Source organism: Agromyces sp. NPDC058104, assembly GCF_042884835.1.
Classification (GTDB): Bacteria; Actinomycetota; Actinomycetes; order Actinomycetales; family Microbacteriaceae; genus Agromyces.
Window position 1 is genome coordinate 596,254 of record NZ_JBHVTD010000003.1, and the last position, 15,083, is coordinate 611,336.

The 15,083-nt window shown below is 73.8% G+C and carries 14 protein-coding genes; 7 read left to right on the top strand and 7 right to left on the bottom strand.

Features of this window, described 5'->3' with window-relative positions; translation table 11 throughout:
- Positions 1-28: 28 nt before the first annotated feature.
- Positions 29-376 carry a 50S ribosomal protein L19 gene (rplS, locus tag ACFVTH_RS16685; RefSeq protein ID WP_022887850.1) on the bottom strand — a complete coding sequence of 116 codons (348 nt, stop codon included), beginning with the start codon at positions 374-376 and terminating at the stop codon, positions 29-31.
- 225 nt (positions 377-601) lie between these two features.
- On the bottom strand, positions 602-1,114 hold the full coding sequence (locus tag ACFVTH_RS16690; RefSeq protein ID WP_387093257.1) for a hypothetical protein: 513 nt from the start codon (positions 1,112-1,114) through the stop codon (positions 602-604).
- Positions 1,115-1,200: 86 nt separating this feature from the next.
- Between ACFVTH_RS16690 and map the strand changes: the two genes are divergently transcribed.
- Positions 1,201-1,968, top strand: a complete 768-nt coding sequence (gene map / locus ACFVTH_RS16695) for a type I methionyl aminopeptidase (RefSeq protein WP_387093259.1) — start codon at positions 1,201-1,203, stop codon at positions 1,966-1,968.
- Between the two features lie 15 nt (positions 1,969-1,983).
- Here map and nirD read toward each other — a convergent pair whose 3' ends face one another.
- Complete coding sequence (gene nirD, locus ACFVTH_RS16700) at positions 1,984-2,337, bottom strand: nitrite reductase small subunit NirD (protein ID WP_387093262.1); 354 nt, start codon at positions 2,335-2,337, stop codon at positions 1,984-1,986.
- A gap of 225 nt (positions 2,338-2,562) precedes the next feature.
- Between nirD and nirB the strand changes: the two genes are divergently transcribed.
- The 6 genes from nirB (at position 2,563) to ACFVTH_RS16730 (ending at position 12,540) form a co-directional block, all read left to right on the top strand.
- Positions 2,563-5,178 carry a nitrite reductase large subunit NirB gene (gene nirB / locus ACFVTH_RS16705; RefSeq protein WP_387093265.1) on the top strand — a complete coding sequence of 872 codons (2,616 nt, stop codon included), beginning with the start codon at positions 2,563-2,565 and terminating at the stop codon, positions 5,176-5,178.
- Positions 5,175-5,948, top strand: a complete 774-nt coding sequence (gene cobA / locus ACFVTH_RS16710) for a uroporphyrinogen-III C-methyltransferase (protein WP_387093268.1) — start codon at positions 5,175-5,177, stop codon at positions 5,946-5,948. Before nirB ends, cobA begins: the two co-directional genes overlap by 4 nt.
- Positions 5,945-7,075 carry a uroporphyrinogen-III synthase gene (locus ACFVTH_RS16715; RefSeq protein ID WP_387093270.1) on the top strand — a complete coding sequence of 377 codons (1,131 nt, stop codon included), beginning with the start codon at positions 5,945-5,947 and terminating at the stop codon, positions 7,073-7,075. Before cobA ends, ACFVTH_RS16715 begins: the two co-directional genes overlap by 4 nt.
- A gap of 139 nt (positions 7,076-7,214) precedes the next feature.
- Complete coding sequence (locus ACFVTH_RS16720; protein ID WP_387093273.1) at positions 7,215-8,639, top strand: MFS transporter; 1,425 nt, start codon at positions 7,215-7,217, stop codon at positions 8,637-8,639.
- 11 nt (positions 8,640-8,650) lie between these two features.
- Positions 8,651-10,813 (top strand): molybdopterin oxidoreductase family protein, encoded by a 2,163-nt coding sequence (locus tag ACFVTH_RS16725; RefSeq protein WP_387093276.1) that lies wholly within the window; start codon positions 8,651-8,653, stop codon positions 10,811-10,813.
- On the top strand, positions 10,810-12,540 hold the full coding sequence (locus ACFVTH_RS16730) for an FAD-dependent oxidoreductase (protein WP_387093280.1): 1,731 nt from the start codon (positions 10,810-10,812) through the stop codon (positions 12,538-12,540). The genes ACFVTH_RS16725 and ACFVTH_RS16730 overlap by 4 nt, the downstream gene beginning before the upstream one ends.
- 103 nt (positions 12,541-12,643) lie before the next feature.
- Here the strand turns inward: ACFVTH_RS16730 and ACFVTH_RS16735 are convergent, their stop codons facing one another.
- The 4 genes from ACFVTH_RS16735 to ACFVTH_RS16750 all read right to left on the bottom strand — a co-directional run bounded on the left by ACFVTH_RS16735 (position 12,644) and on the right by ACFVTH_RS16750 (position 15,083).
- The gene (locus tag ACFVTH_RS16735) at positions 12,644-13,402 is read right to left on the bottom strand and encodes a sirohydrochlorin chelatase (protein ID WP_387093283.1); all 759 of its coding nucleotides are present in this window, start codon (positions 13,400-13,402) and stop codon (positions 12,644-12,646) included.
- Between the two features lie 110 nt (positions 13,403-13,512).
- The gene (trmD, locus tag ACFVTH_RS16740; RefSeq protein ID WP_387093286.1) at positions 13,513-14,223 is read right to left on the bottom strand and encodes a tRNA (guanosine(37)-N1)-methyltransferase TrmD; all 711 of its coding nucleotides are present in this window, start codon (positions 14,221-14,223) and stop codon (positions 13,513-13,515) included.
- Positions 14,224-14,230: 7 nt separating this feature from the next.
- Positions 14,231-14,890 carry a ribosome maturation factor RimM gene (gene rimM / locus ACFVTH_RS16745; RefSeq protein WP_387093289.1) on the bottom strand — a complete coding sequence of 220 codons (660 nt, stop codon included), beginning with the start codon at positions 14,888-14,890 and terminating at the stop codon, positions 14,231-14,233.
- Positions 14,847-15,083, bottom strand: coding sequence for an RNA-binding protein (locus tag ACFVTH_RS16750; RefSeq protein ID WP_121475435.1), 237 nt, complete (start codon positions 15,081-15,083; stop codon positions 14,847-14,849). The genes rimM and ACFVTH_RS16750 overlap by 44 nt, the downstream gene beginning before the upstream one ends.

A 15,083-nucleotide genomic window follows, 5' to 3' on the forward strand; every position in this document is an offset into this window, starting at 1 on the left:
CGCGGACGACCGCGATTCGCGCAGACGATCAGGCGTCGCGCTTCTCCTTGATCTTGGCCTTCTTGCCACGGAGCTTGCGCAGGTAGTAGAGCTTCGCGCGACGGACGTCACCGCGGGTGACGACCTCGATGTGGTCGATGACCGGCGAGTGCACCGGGAACTTGCGCTCGACGCCGACCTGGAAGCTGACCTTGCGGACCGTGAAGGTCTCGCGCACGCCTTCGCCCGAGCGGCCGATGACGACGCCCTGGAAGACCTGGATGCGCGAGCGGGTGCCTTCGATGATGTTCACGTGCACCTTGACGGTGTCGCCGGGGCGGAAGTCGGGGATGTCCGACCGCAGGCTCGCGGCGTCGACATGGTCGAGAATGTGCATGATGTTCGCTCTCTGCGCCCGCAACCGGTCGAACGCGGATCTTGAATGGAAAGTGTCTGGTGCCGCCTCGCACGGAAGCCCGTGCGTCGCATGCTCCCCGGAGGCAGAGTCGTCGGCGGGATCACTCCCGCAGCGGCACAATCCTCTATTGTGCCATGCCGGGTGCCCGGCAGGCAAAGCGGCCGGCCTCGCCGCGCGGACGCCACGGCGTCGCCGCCGCAGGCCTCAGTCGCGCACCTCGTGGATGATGATCACGTCGTCGTCGCCGTCGTCGAACGGCGGACGGCGGACGCCCGGGGCATCCTGGCGCGGCATGCCGCCCTGCTGCTCGGCCGCGAGCCGCTCGAACTCGGCCATCGAGGCGTTCATCCGCTTCGCGCCGTCCTTCACGAGCTGCCAGAGCGAGACCCAGAAGGCGGCGATCGCCGCGACGATCGCGAGGATGCCGAAGAACGCTGCTCCTGCGGTGTAGAAGCCCGTGGCGATGAGGGCCGCGTGCCAGGCGCCGATCACGCCGACGTCCGTCCACGAGACGGCCCGTTCGCGCCGCACCGTCGGCCGCGCGTTCACGAGGAGGGCGACGACGCCGAGCGTGAGGAACGCGATGGGCACCACGATCACGAGGCCGAGGGTGCCCCAGCCGCCCGATCCGAAGATCGCCCAGCCCACGAGGAGCCACACCGGCAGTGCGACGATCGCGATGAACTGCCAGCGGTAGAAGAGGCGCCGGATGAGCATGAGCCCAGCGTAATCCGGGCCGGCTGCGAGCGCGCCGGGTGTTCACTCAGGGCGGAGGCGACAGAATGGTCTCGGAGAGGATGAGCGTGATCGAACTGAGGACCCCCGCCGAGCTCGAGGAGATGCGGCCCGCCGGCCGCTTCGTGGCCAGCGTGATCGAGGCGACGTCGAAGGCCGCGGCCGTCGGCGTCAACCTGCTCGAGCTCGATGCGCTCGCGCACGAGATGATCCGCAAGGCGGGCGCCGAGAGCTGCTACATCGACTACCACCCGTCGTTCGGCGCGAGCCCGTTCGGCAAGGTGATCTGCACCTCGGTGAACGACGCGGTGCTGCACGGTCTCCCCCGCGACTACAAGCTGCGCGACGGCGACCTGCTGAGCCTCGACTTCGCGGCCTCGCTGAACGGCTGGGTCTCCGACTCGGCGATCTCGATCGTCGTCGGAACCCCCCGCGACGAGGACCTGCGCCTCATCGACACGACGCAGCGCGCACTCGACGCGGGCATCGCCGCGGCGCGACCGGGCAACCGCATCGGCGACATCTCGCGCGCGATCGCCGATGTGGCGAAGGCCGACGGCTACTCGATCAACACCGACTTCGGCGGGCACGGCGTCGGGCGCACCATGCACGGCGACCCGCACATCCCGAACAACGGCCGGCCCGGCCGCGGGCTGCCGCTGAAGCCCGGCCTCGTCGTGGCGATCGAGCCGTGGTTCCTCCAGACCACCGACGAGATCTTCACCGACCCCGACGGCTGGACGCTGCGCAGCGCCGACGGCTCGCGCGGCGCGCACTCCGAGCACACGATCGCCATCACCGACGGCGACCCGATCGTGCTCACGCAGCGCGGCTGACCGCGCCGAGCCGACTCAGCGGTCGAGCTCGACCTCGATCATGCCGCCGACGATCCTCGTGCGGTAGGTGCGGAGCGCGAGCGTCGCGTCGGTGAAGCACTCGCCGGTACCGAGGTCGTAGACCTCCTTGTGCAGCGGGGACGCGATCGTCGGGCGCTCGCCCCGCGACCCCACGATGCCGCGCGCCATGACGGGCGCCCCGGTGTGGGGGTCGAGGTGGTCGACCGCGTAGACCTCGTCGGCCCGCAGCCGCACGAGGGCGATCTGACGGTCGCCGTGCAGCGCGACCTCGCCCCAGCCGGGTTCGAGCTCGTCGAGCTCGCAGGCCGTGAGCCAGGCGGTCGTCGTGGCGGTGGCGGTCGACGTCATACGGATCCTCCAGGGTCGTGCCGGGCGCTCCCGCCCGGCGAGGCATGCGCACGACGCTAACGGCGGATCGTTTCCGCCGGCCCGTCGCGGTGTTTCGGCGCCGTGAAGACCGCCTCACATCCGACGACGGCCGCGGTGCGTCCGACGCGCATCTCGGTTACCGCGCCGAAACAGCCCCGAAACGACTCGCTCCTACGCTCGCCTCATCCGATCCGGGGAGGCAGCATGACCGGCAGCACGACCGAGCACCGCCGCGGCGCCGGGGTGCGCGACGTCCTCATCGTGGGCGGCGGACCCGCCGCACACCGCCTGGCCGACAGCCTGCATGCCAGGGACGCGGGCCGCACCCTGCGCGTCACGGTGGTCGGCGAGGAGCCGCACGCCCCCTACGACCGGGTCGCCCTCAGCACCCGTCTCGCGGACGGGGCGGTCGACCTCGCACTCCAGCCGAGCCGCATGTGGGAGGACGGGCACGTCGAGCTTGTCGTCGGCGAGCGCGTCGTCTCGATCGACGTCGACGCGAGCTCCGCGACGACGTCGAGCGGGCGGCGACTCCACTGGGACGAGCTCGTGCTCGCGACCGGCTCGAGCGCGCCGGTGCCCGAGCTCCCCGGTTCCGAGCATGCCCGCGTCTACCGCACCATCGAGGACGTCGACGCCCTCGTCGCGGAGACGGCGGCGATCGCGGCGGAGCGAGGCAGGCCGGCCCGGGTGGTCGTCGCGGGCGGCGGACTCCTCGGGCTCGAGGCGGCCGGCGGTCTCGCGGCACTCGGCGCCGACGCCGCCGTCGTGCACTCGGGCGGCTGGCTCATGTCGGCGCAGCTCGACGAGGGCGCGGGGCGAGCGCTCGGCCGGATCATTGCGGGCCAGGGCATCGGCCTGCACCTCGGCGTTCGTCCGACCGCGCTCGTCGTCGAGGGCGATGCGGTGGTGGGGGTCGACCTCGCGAACGGGCGGCGCATCGACTGCGACCTCGTCGTCTTCGCGATCGGCATCAGCCCGCGCGACGAGCTCGCCCGCGAGCTCGGCCTCCAGCTGGGGCCCCGCGGCGGCGTCGCGATCGACTCGGCCTGCGCGACGTCGCTGCCGAACGTGCACGCGATCGGCGAGGTGGCGAGCTTCGAGGGGCGCTGCACCGGGCTCGTCGCCCCGGCGAACGCGATGGCCGAGGTCGTCGCCGATCGCCTGCTCGGCGGCGCGGCCGAGTTCACCACGGTCGACGACGCGACGAAGCTGAAGCTCTCGGGCGTCGACGTCGCCAGCTTCGGCGATGCGCTCGCCCGCACCGAGCACGCGCTCGAGATCGTGTACGCCGACCCGGCTCGCGGGCTCTACCAGAAGCTCGTCATGACCGGCGACGCGAAGACGCTCCTCGGCGGCGTCTTCGTCGGCGACGCGTCCCCGTATTCGAGCCTGCGCCCGCTGCTCGGCACCGAGCTCTCGAGCGAGCCGGCCGCGTACCTCTCGGCGTCGGGGGTCGAGCCGCCCGCGGGCGACGAGCTGCCGCCGGCCGCGCTCGTCTGCGCGTGCAACAACGTGACGGCGGGCTCGATCCGCGACGCGATCGCGGGCGACGGGCACGCCGAGGGCTGCACCGAGCTCGGCGCCCTGAAGGCGTGCACCCGCGCGGGCACCCAGTGCGGCTCGTGCGTCCCGCTCGTGAAGAAGCTCCTCGAGGGCGAGCTGAAGAAGTCGGGCGTCGCCCTCTCGCGGGCGCTCTGCGAGCACTTCGAGCTCTCGCGCCAGGAGCTGTTCGAATCGGTGCGGGTGCTCGGGCTCACGAGCTTCGACGAGATCGTCGCGCGGCTCGGCACCGGTCGCGGCTGCGACATCTGCAAGCCCGTGATCGCCTCGATCCTCGCCACCCAGCACGGCTCGTACATCCTCGACGGCGGCCGCGGCGGCCTGCAGGACACGAACGACCGGGCCATGGCGAACATGCAGAAGGACGGCACCTACTCGGTCGTGCCGCGGATCCCGGCAGGCGAGATCACCCCCGAGAAGCTCGCGGTCATCGCCGCGGTCGCGCAGGAGTTCGGCCTCTACACGAAGATCACGGGCGGCCAGCGCATCGACCTGTTCGGCGCGCGGCTCGACCAGCTGCCCGACATCTGGAAGCAGCTCGTCGACGCCGGCTTCGAGTCGGGCCAGGCCTACGGCAAGGCCCTCCGCAACGTGAAGAGCTGCGTGGGGTCGACCTGGTGCCGGTACGGCGTGCAGGATTCGGTCGCGATGGCGGTGCGGCTCGAACTCCGCTACCGCGGTCTGCGCTCGCCGCACAAGCTCAAGTTCGGCGTCTCGGGGTGCGCTCGCGAGTGCGCCGAGGCCCGCGGCAAGGACGTCGGCGTCATCGCGACGGATCAGGGGTGGAACCTCTACGTCGGCGGCAACGGCGGCTTCCAGCCGGCGCACGCGCAGCTCCTCGCGAGCGACCTCGACGACGAGACGCTGATCCGCTACATCGACCGCTACCTGATGTACTACATCCGCACCGCCGACCGCCTGCAGCGCACCGCGCGATGGATGGAGGACCTCGAGGGCGGCCTCGAGCACGTGCGCGAGGTCGTCGTCGACGACCGCCTCGGCCTCGCCGCGGAACTCGAGGCGGCGGTCGCGACCCACGTCGACCACTACGAGGACGAGTGGGCGGCGACGCTCGCCGACCCCGAGCGACTGCGCCGGTTCCGTTCCTTCGTGAACGCCCCGCAGACGCCCGACCCCTCGATCGCACGGGTCGCCGAGCGCGAGCAGTTCCGGCCCGCCACCGCCGAGGAGCGGGCCGACGGACGGGCCGTCCTGATCGCCGGCGCCACCATCCCGACGAGGGAGGCGCTCGGGTGACCGGGCGCGTCACGCTCGTGGGCGGCGGCCCGGGCGCGATCGACCTGCTCACGGTCCGGGCCGTGCGCGCCCTCGCCGACGCCGACGTCGTGCTCGTCGACCGGCTCGCACCCCACGAGGAGCTCGCCGCCCTCGCCCCGCACGCCGAGATCGTCGACGTCGGCAAGACGCCGGGCCATCACGCCGTGCCGCAGCGCGAGATCGAGGTGATGCTCGTGCGGTACGCGGCATCCGGCGCCCACGTGGTGCGCCTGAAGGGCGGCGACCCGTACGTGCTCGGCCGCGGCGGCGAGGAGGTGCTCGCCTGTCACGCGGCGGGGATCCCCGTCGAGGTGGTCCCGGGGGTCACGAGCGCCATCGCCGTGCCGGGTGCCGCCGGGATCCCGGTCACGCATCGCGAGGTGAGCCGCCTGTTCACGGTCGTCTCGGGGCACGCCCCGCTCGACGACGAGGAGCTCGCCCACCTCGCCGGGCTCGGCGGCACGATCGTCGTGCTCATGGGCATCGCGACCCTGCCCTCGCTCGTCGCCGGGCTCGCCAGGCACGGCCTTCCGCCGGGGCATCCGGTCGCCGTCGTCGAGCGCGGGTTCAGCGCCGAGCAGCGCACCACGGTCGGCACGCTCGCCGACATCGTCGGGACGGCCGCGCGGGCGCGCGTCGCGTCCCCAGCGGTGGTGGTCGTCGGCGAGGTCGTCCGCCTCGCGCATGACGGGGAGGCGGCCGCGGGCGAGCTGATGGCCCGGGCGGCCGCGATGTCGGTGATCGCATGACGGATGCCGCGGAGTGCCCGCCGGGCTTCCGCCCCGACCAGCTGGCGGGGTTCCGCATCGGCGTCACGAGCGACCGGCGGTCCGCCGACCTCATCGACGCCCTCGCCCGGCGCGGGGCCCAGGTGCTGCACGCGCCGACCCTCAGGATGGCGAACGCCGCGAGCGACGACCCCGTCATCGCCGACACCCGCGCGATCATCGCCGCCCGGCCCGACGTGCTGCTCGCGACGACCGCCTACGGGGTGCGGCGCTGGTTCGAGGTCGCCGACGCGGCAGGGCTCGGCGAGGACCTCGTCGAGGCGCTGCAGCCGACCGCGATCCTCGTGCGCGGCCCGAAGGCCCGCGGCGGCATCCGGGCCGCCGGGCTGAACGACGTCGGCATGAGCGCCGAGGAGACGACGGAGTCGCTCATCGACGAGGTGCTCGACCGCTACCCGCCGGGCCTCACGGTCGCCGTGCAGCTGCACGGGTTCCTCCAGGCGCACCAGCTCGACCGGCTGCGCGAGGTGCACCCGCGGGTGCTCACCGTCGAACCGTACCGATGGGTGGAGACCGACGCCGACGACGACCGCGTCGACCGCCTGATCGACGCCGCCTGCTCGGGCGGCCTCGACGCCGTCACCTTCACGAGCGCGCCCGCCGTGCACGCGCTCTTCGGCGCCGCCGAGGCGCGCGGTCGCTACGACGAGCTCGTCGATGCGATGTGCGGGCCCGTCGTCGCGGCTGCCGTCGGCCCCGTGACCGCGGCGCCGCTGCTCGACGCGGGGATCGTGCCGATCCAGCCCGAGCGCTTCAGGATGGGCGCGCTCATCCGGCTCGTCTGCGAGCACCTCGAGCAGTCCCGGGTGCTCCGGCTCGACACCCGGCACGGCGAGCTCGCCCTGCGCGGGGCGATGCTCGAGATCGACGATCGGCGGGTGCCCCTCGCCCCCGTCGCGCTCGCCCTGCTGCGCGCCCTCGTGCTCGCCCACGGCGCCGTCGTCGCCCGCGACCGGCTCGCCTCCAGCCTGCCGGGCACCGGCGACCCGCACGCCCTCGAGGTCGCGCTCAGCCGACTGCGGCAGACCATCGGGGTGCCGGGGCTCATCGCGACCGTGGTCAAGCGCGGGTACCGGATCGATGTCTGAGCCTCGCCTCACATCCCGCCGGGCACCGGGTGAGCACCTCGAGACCGGGCGTTCACGGGCGGCACGATCGGCGGAAACACCGGCTCCGTAGCGTCGGCCGCACGAGTTCCGCGCACGAACGACCGCACCGGAGGCACCGATGACCGACACCGTCACGACCGAGCAGCACCAGCCGCAGTCCGCGCCCGCCGCCGCACCCGCCACCGCCGCAGCGGTCGCCGCCGGCGCCGCGCCCGCGCTCGTGATGCGCCCGGGCCGCTGGATCGACCACTGGGACCCCGAGGACCACGAGCAGTGGCGGACGGCCGGCCGTGCGATCGCCCGCCGCAACCTCCGCTGGTCGATCTTCGCCGAGTTCCTCGGCTTCGTGGTCTGGCAGCTCTGGTCGATCGTCGCGGTGACGCTGCCCGAGGCCGGCTTCGCGCTCTCGACGGGCGAGATCTTCTGGCTGATCTCGATCCCGAGCCTCGTGGGTGCGACGCTGCGGATCCCCTACTCGTTCCTCGTGCCGCGCTTCGGCGGCCGCAACTGGACGATCATCTCGGCGGGGCTCCTGCTCGCGCCGGCGATCGCCCTCGCCGTCTGCGTCGGCAACCCCGAGACCCCGTTCGGCGTCCTCCTCGCGGTCGCGGCGATCGCTGGTTTCGGCGGCGGCAACTTCGCGAGCTCGATGTCGAACATCACCTACTTCTACCCGCAGCGCGAGAAGGGCTGGGCGCTCGGGCTCAACGCCGCGGGCGGCAACCTCGGTGCCGCCGTCGCCCAGTTCGTCGTGCCAATCGTCATCACGATCGGCGCAGGGGCATCCCTCAACCTGCCGCTCGCCGGCTGGATCTGGGTGCCGTTCATCCTCGTCGCGATGGTCGGCGCCTGGCGCCGCATGGACAACCTCTCGAACGCGAAGGCCGACCTCGCGGGCTCGGCGGCGGCCCTCAAGGAGCCGCACCTCTGGGTGCTGTCGCTGCTCTACATCGGCACCTTCGGCTCGTTCATCGGCTTCGCGAGCGTGTTCCCCAAGCTGATCGTCGACCAGTTCCCCGCCTTCGGGGCGATCGAGGTGGGCGGCACCTCGATCGGGCTCGCCTTCCTCGGCGCACTCGTCGGCTCGCTGGCGCGACCGTACGGCGGGCGCCTCGCCGACCGCTTCGGCGGCGCCCGGATCACGATGTGCGCCTTCGCCGCGATGGCGGCGATCACCCTCGCGGTCCTCCTGGCACTGCCGGTCACGGGATTCTGGGGCTTCCTCGGCCTGTTCCTGCTGCTCTTCGCTGCGGCCGGCGCCGGCAACGGCTCCACCTATCGGATGGTGCCGATCGTCTTCGCGCTGCGCGCCTCCGGCGACGAGACGCCGCGCAAGCGCAAGGCGGCCGCGGCACTGGGCCTCATCTCGGCGATCGGCGCGTACGGCGGCTTCCTGATCCCGCAGGCGCTCAACCTCTCGTTCCAGGCGACGGGCGGCTATGCGGGCGCCTTCCTCGGCTTCGTCGCCGGCTACGCCGTGCTCCTCGCCCTGACCGCCCTCGTCTACGTGCGCCCCGGCCGTGCGCGCGCTCAGCAGATCTGAATCGAGCACCGATGCCACGAGCTGCCGCCGACACCCACTGCCCGTACTGCGCGCTGCAGTGCGCGATGACACTCGGCGAGCCGGATGCCGCGGCGTCGGCCTCGTCGCAGGCGCAGGTGAGCGTCTCCGCGCGCGACTTCCCGACGAACCGCGGGGGGCTGTGCAAGAAGGGGTGGACGTCGGCGGAGCTCCTCGGCAGCACCGCGCGGCTCCGCGTGCCGCTCGTGCGGGGCGCGGACGGCGTGCTCGCCGAGGCGAGCTGGGACGAGGCGCTCGACCTCGTCGCGGGGCGGCTCCGAGGCATCCGCGAGCAGCACGGCGCCGACGCCGTCGGCGTCTTCGGCGGCGGCGGACTCACGAACGAGAAGGCGTACCTGCTCGGCAAGTTCGCCCGACTCGCCCTCGGCACGAGCCGCATCGACTACAACGGCCGCTACTGCATGTCGTCGGCCGCCGCGGCGGGCAACCGGGCGTTCGGCGTCGACCGCGGCCTGCCGTTCCCCGTCGAGGATCTCGACGGTGCCGACACCGTCCTCCTGCTCGGGTCGAACGTCGCCGCGACGATGCCCCCGTTCATCGGGCACCTCGCGGGCGCGCAGGCGGCGGGCGGCCTCGTGGTCGTCGATCCTCGCCGTACGGCGACCGCGCGCCTCGCCGACGACGGGCGGGGCCTGCACCTGCAGCCGGCGCCCGGCACCGACCTCGTGCTCCTGCTCGGCCTCATCCACCAGGTCATCGCGGAGGGACTCGTCGACGCCGACTACGTCGAGCGGCGGACGCTCGGGTTCGCGGCGCTCCGGCGCTCCGTCGCGAGCTGGTGGCCCGAGCGCGTCCAGTCGGCGACGGGGGTGCCCGCCGCCGCCATCCGCCGGCTCGCCCGGCGCCTCGCCGCGGGCGGGAACACCTTCATCCTCACGGGGCGGGGCGTCGAGCAGCACGTCGACGGCACCGACACGGCGACGGCGGCGATCAACCTCGCGCTCCTGCTGGGGCTGCCCGGGCGGCCGGGCAGCGGGTACGGCACCCTCACGGGGCAGGGCAACGGCCAGGGCGGGCGCGAGCACGGACAGAAGTGCGACCAGCTGCCCGGCTATCGCAAGATCACCGACCCCGTCGCCCGCGCGCACGTCGCCGCCGTGTGGGGTGTCGCGCCCGAACGGATCCCCGGGCCGGGGCTGCCCGCGGTCGAGCTGCTGCAGTCGCTCGGCAGGCCCGGCGGCGTGCGCGCCCTGCTCGTGCACGGCTCGAACCTCGTGGTCTCGTCGCCGAACGTGGCCGCCGTGCGCACGGGCATCGCGGCGCTCGACCTCCTCGTCGTGTGCGACTTCGTGCTCTCGGAGACGGCGGCGCTCGCCGACGTCGTGCTGCCGGTGCGCCAATGGGCCGAGGAGGAGGGCACGATGACCTCGCTCGAGGGGCGCGTGCTGCGACGGCGGCGTGCGATCGAGCCGCCCGAGGGCACCCGCGACGAGCTCTGGGTGCTCGCCGAGCTCGCCCGGCGGCTCGACTGCACCGCGACCTTCGACACCGACCCGGAACGCGTGTTCGAGGAGCTTCGGGTGGCCTCGGAGGGCGGGCTCGCCGACTACTCGGGCATCGACTACGCGATGCTCGATCGCGGGGAGGTCGCGTACTGGCCCTACCCGCGCGGCAGCGCCGGCACGCCGCGGCTCTTCGCCGAGCGGTTCGCCCACGCCGACGGGCTCGCGCGGCTCGTGACGGTCTCGGTGCGGCCGGCGGTGCTCGAGGGCCCCGCCCCCGACGAGCTCGTGCTCGTGACCGGGCGGCTGCTCGAGCACTACCAGAGCGGCGCCCAGACGCGGCTCGTGCCCGAGCTGCTCGCGGCCGAGCCCGAGCTGCGTGCGTCGATCCACCCGGCGACCGCCGAACGGCTCGGCGTCGCCGACGGCGCGATGGTCGAGATCGCCAACGCGGGCGGACGCGTCTCCTGCCGGGCGAGGCTCACCACCGAGGTCCGGGTCGAGACCGTGTTCCTGCCGTTCCATTTCGGCGACGACCGGGCGGCGAACCTGCTGACGAGCGACCGCGTCGACCCTGTGTCGGCCATGCCCGAGTTCAAGACGAATCGCGTGCGGGTGACCTCCGCAGCCGAGCTCGCGACCGGCCCTGCCGGCTCCCCCGCCCGCCGCGCAGAAGCCGGAGCCCCCGCATGACCGCACCGCACCGCATCGTCCTCATCGGCTACGGCCCCGTCGGCGCCCGGTTCGTCGACGAGCTGCTGCCGGCCGTCGCCGACGGCTCGGTCGAGCTGACCGTCGTCGGCGGCGAGCACGTCGAGGCGTACAACCGCGTGCTCGTCGCCGAGTACGCGGTCGGCGGCACCGAGCTCGACTCGATGCTCGTCGGCGATCGCGCGGGCGCCGAGACGGCGGGCGTCAGGATGCGGCTCGGCGTCGCCGCGCGGTCGATCGACCGCGACGCCCGCACCGTCGAGCTCGAGACGGGCGAGCTCCTCGGCTACGACCGGCTCGTGCTCGCGACGGGCGCCCGCGCGAACGTGCCGACGCTCGACGGCGTCGAACGGCGCCGACGCGACCTCGTCTCGCTCGAGAAGTACGCCGGGGCGCTCGTCGGCCGCGACGACGAACTCCCCGCCGGCATCACGGCCCTGCGCGACCTCGCCGACGCCGAGCGCGTGCTCGCCGCGGTGCGGGCGCGCCACCGGATCATCGTGCTCGGAGCGGGCGTGCTCGGGCTCGAGCTCGCCCTCGCCGCCGCCCATGCGGGCGCCGAGGTCTGCGTCGTGCACCACGGCGGGCACCCGATGCCCCGCAACCTCGATCGCGGCGCCGGCCTCGTGCTCCGGGCGGCGCTCCGCCGCACCGGGGTCACGGTCGTCGCGAACTCGCGCGCCGAGGCGGTCGGGTTCCGCGACGACGCCGACGGCACCCGCCGCTTCGACCAGCTCGTCACGGCCGACGGCAAGCAACTCCGCGGCGAGCTGCTCGTGCTCTCGTGCGGCGTCAGCGCCCGGGCGGAGCTCGCGCTCCTCGCGGGCCTGCGCACGGCGGCGGGCATCGTCGTGCACCCGTGGCTCGCCTCCTGGACCGACCCCGCCGTCTTCGCGATCGGCGACTGCGCCCAGATCGTCGAGCACACCGAGGAGAACGCGCGCGAGCGCACGCTGCCCGGTGCGCCGGCGGGCCTCATCGGGCCGGGCTGGCGTCAGGCCGACTGGCTCGCGGCGAGGCTCGCGGCGGAGGCCCGCGGCGAGGTCCGCGGCGAGGCATCCGCCCCGCCCTCGACCGCGGATGCCGCCGACCGCTCGCCCGGCGCGCAGACGGCGCTGCCGGCCGAGCGCGAGGCGATCGTCATGCTGAAGGCCGAGCACCTCGACGTCGTGGCGGTCGGCGACGTCGCCGCCGAGCCGTGGGACGAGGACCCCGCGCACCCGCTGCGGCGCGTCGCGCAGTGGGCAGACCCCGAACACCACCGTTACGTGAAGATGGTGACCGAGGCCGGGGTGCTCACGGCGTTCGCGAGCGTCGGGATGCCGCGCACCGCAGCCGAACTGACGCTGCTCTTCGAGCGCAGGGGCGAGCTTCCGGCCGACCGCTCGCTGCTCCTCCGGTTCGACGGGCCCGACGACGACCCCTCCGCGGCGGGCGATGCGTTCGCGCCGACGGCGACGGTGTGCTGGTGCAACGGCGTCACGGTCGAGCGCATCGAGGCCTCGGCTGCCGCCGGCAGCACCACGGTCGCGTGCGTCGGCCGCGACACCCGGGCCGGCACCGGCTGCGGCGGGTGCAAGGGGCGCATCGGAGAGGTCCTCGCGCGGGCGGCGGCGGCGGGAACGGCGTCCGGGACGGGCGGATCGGGCGGACCGGGCGGACCGGGCTCCGTCGCCGAATCCGACGATGCACCGAGCCTGACCGGCTGACCGTCGGCCGGCAGGCCGCACCCCGTGGCGGCGCTCGGCCGCGCCCTGCCTCGAGGTCGGGCTCAGGCTCGGGCTCGGGGCTCGGGGCTGGCGATCGCGCCGCCTAGATCGCGACGCGGTCGGCCGCTTCGGCCTCGCGATGACGATCGAGCACGAGCGCGACGAGCTCGGAAGGGGCGGGCTCCCCCGGCATGAGCAGCGGTTCGGCGACGAGCTCGGCGTCCGCCGCAGCCGCCGCGTCGGAGAACGTCCCCGGCGCGAGCAGGTAGGGGGCGATTGCGATCCGCACCCCGGGGTGGACCTCGCGGATCATCTCGACGGCGTCGGGCAGGCGCGGGATCGCGGCGGCGATGAAGCCGACCGTGACCGAGCGGCCGAGCCGGTGGCCGAGCCGACGGGCGGTCTCGAAGCACTCCCGGACCGCCCGCGGGTCGTTCGATCCCGCGGCGGCGAGCACGACGGCATCGTCGGGCTCGAGGCCGGCGAGCCGGAGCCGGCGGGCGAGCACCTCGACGATGCGGTCGTCGGGTCCGAGCGCCTCGGCGAGCCCGGCGCCGGTGCCGAGGCGGTCGAGCCCGAGCGCGAGGCCGGTGCGCACGTGGAAGCCCGCCGACAGCACGAGCGGCACGATCACCGGGGCGGGGCCGCCGCCGCCCAGGAGGTCGCCCGCGAGATCGCCCGCGCGAGCGTCGACGAAGCTGATGGCGACGTCGAGTCCGGGCCGCGCGGAGGCGACCCCGTCGGCGAGCCGCATGATCGCCTCGCGGTTCGCCGCCGACGGTGCGCCGTGCGTCACCGCGACGAGCCGGAGCGGCCGCTCGGCCGCGTCGTCGCGCGGGGCCGGAACTGCACTCGTGACCATGCTCCGACCCGCGCTCTCCGGCGGGGAATCGATGGTGCCCGCCGCTTCGACGGTATGAAGCGGGTGTTACGGGGCGGCGAGCCCGGTGTTTCGGGCGCGTGAAGAACGGCTCACGCGTTCGCGTCGGCGGGACCCCCGGGCAGCAGTTCGGGTCGCACGCGCCGGGTGCGCTCGAGCTGCTGCTCGGTGCGCCACGCCGCGACCGCGCCGTGGTTGCCCGAGCGCAGCACCGGCGGCACCTCGAGGCCGCGCCACTCGGCGGGCTTCGTGTAGCTCGGGTACTCGAGCAGGCCGTTCTCGTGCGACTCCTCGACGAGCGACTCGGGGTTGCCGACGACGCCCGGCACGAGGCGGCCGGCCGCCTCGATCATGGCCATGACGGCGACCTCGCCGCCGTTCAGCACGTAGTCGCCGAGCGAGATGAGCCGCACGCGCATACGCGTCGAGTAGTGGTCGACGACGCGCTGGTCGATGCCCTCGTAGCGCCCGCAGGCGAAGACGAGGTGCTGCTCCTCGGCGAGCTCGCGCGCGATCGCCTGCGTGAACGGCTCGCCCGCGGGCGAGGGGACGATGAGCAGTGCATCGGATGCCTCGTGGCCGACGATCGAGTCGAGGGCCTCGCCCCACGGCTCGGGCTTCATGACCATGCCCGCACCGCCGCCGTACGGCGTGTCGTCGACGGTGCGGTGCCGGTCGTGCGTGAAGTCGCGCAGGTCGTGCGCGGTGACCTCGAGGAGGCCGGACTCGCGCGCCCTGCCGAGCAGCGACAGGTCGAGCACCGAGAAGAACTCGGGGAAGATCGTGACGATGTCGACGCGCATCGCTCGCCTACTCGCCGGGCGCGTCGCCGTCGGCGACGGACTCGGCCGCGGCATCCGCCGTGTCGCCCTCGGCGAGCTCCTCGAAGAGGCCGGCCGGCGGCGTGACCGTCAGCGTGCCGGCCTCGAGGTCGACCTCGGGCACGATCGCCGAGACGAAGGGCACCATGACGTCGCGACCGCCGGGTCGCTCCTGGTCGACGCGCACGATCAGCAGGTCTTGCGCCGGCAGGTGCTCGACGTGCACGACCTCGCCGATGCGAGCGCCGTCGCGGAGGACCGCGAGCCCGATGAGCTGGTGATCGTACCAGGCGTCGTCTTCGGGCGCCTCGTCGTCGACCTGGTCGACCCAGAGGATGGCCTTCAGGAGCGTCTCGGCCGCCGTGCGGTCGTCGACGCCCTCGAAGAACCCGACGGGCTGCCCGTTGTACCACCGGACCTCGCGGAGGGTCAGGTGCCCGCCGTGCCACGGCGAGTCCTTCGGCACCTGCAGCGAGAACACCGCGCCCGGGACGAAGCGACGCTCGGGGTCGTCGGTGTAGAGCTCGAGCTTGATCGCGCCCTTGAGGCCGTGCGCCTTGGTCAGGCGGCCGACCCGGAGCTGCGTACCCGGTGAGTCGGCCACGTCAGTCGTCGGTGTCGACGACGTCGACACGCACACGGCGGCCATCGGCCAGCGCGGTCACGAGCGTACGGAGCGCCTTGGCCGTGCGGCCGGCGCGCCCGATGACGCGACCGAGGTCCTCGGGGTTCACGTGAACCTCGAGGACCTCGCCGCGTGCGCTCGACGCGGAGACGACCCTCACGTCGTCAGGGTGATCGACGATCCCCTTGACGAGGTGTTCGAGCGCGGACTGGAGCAA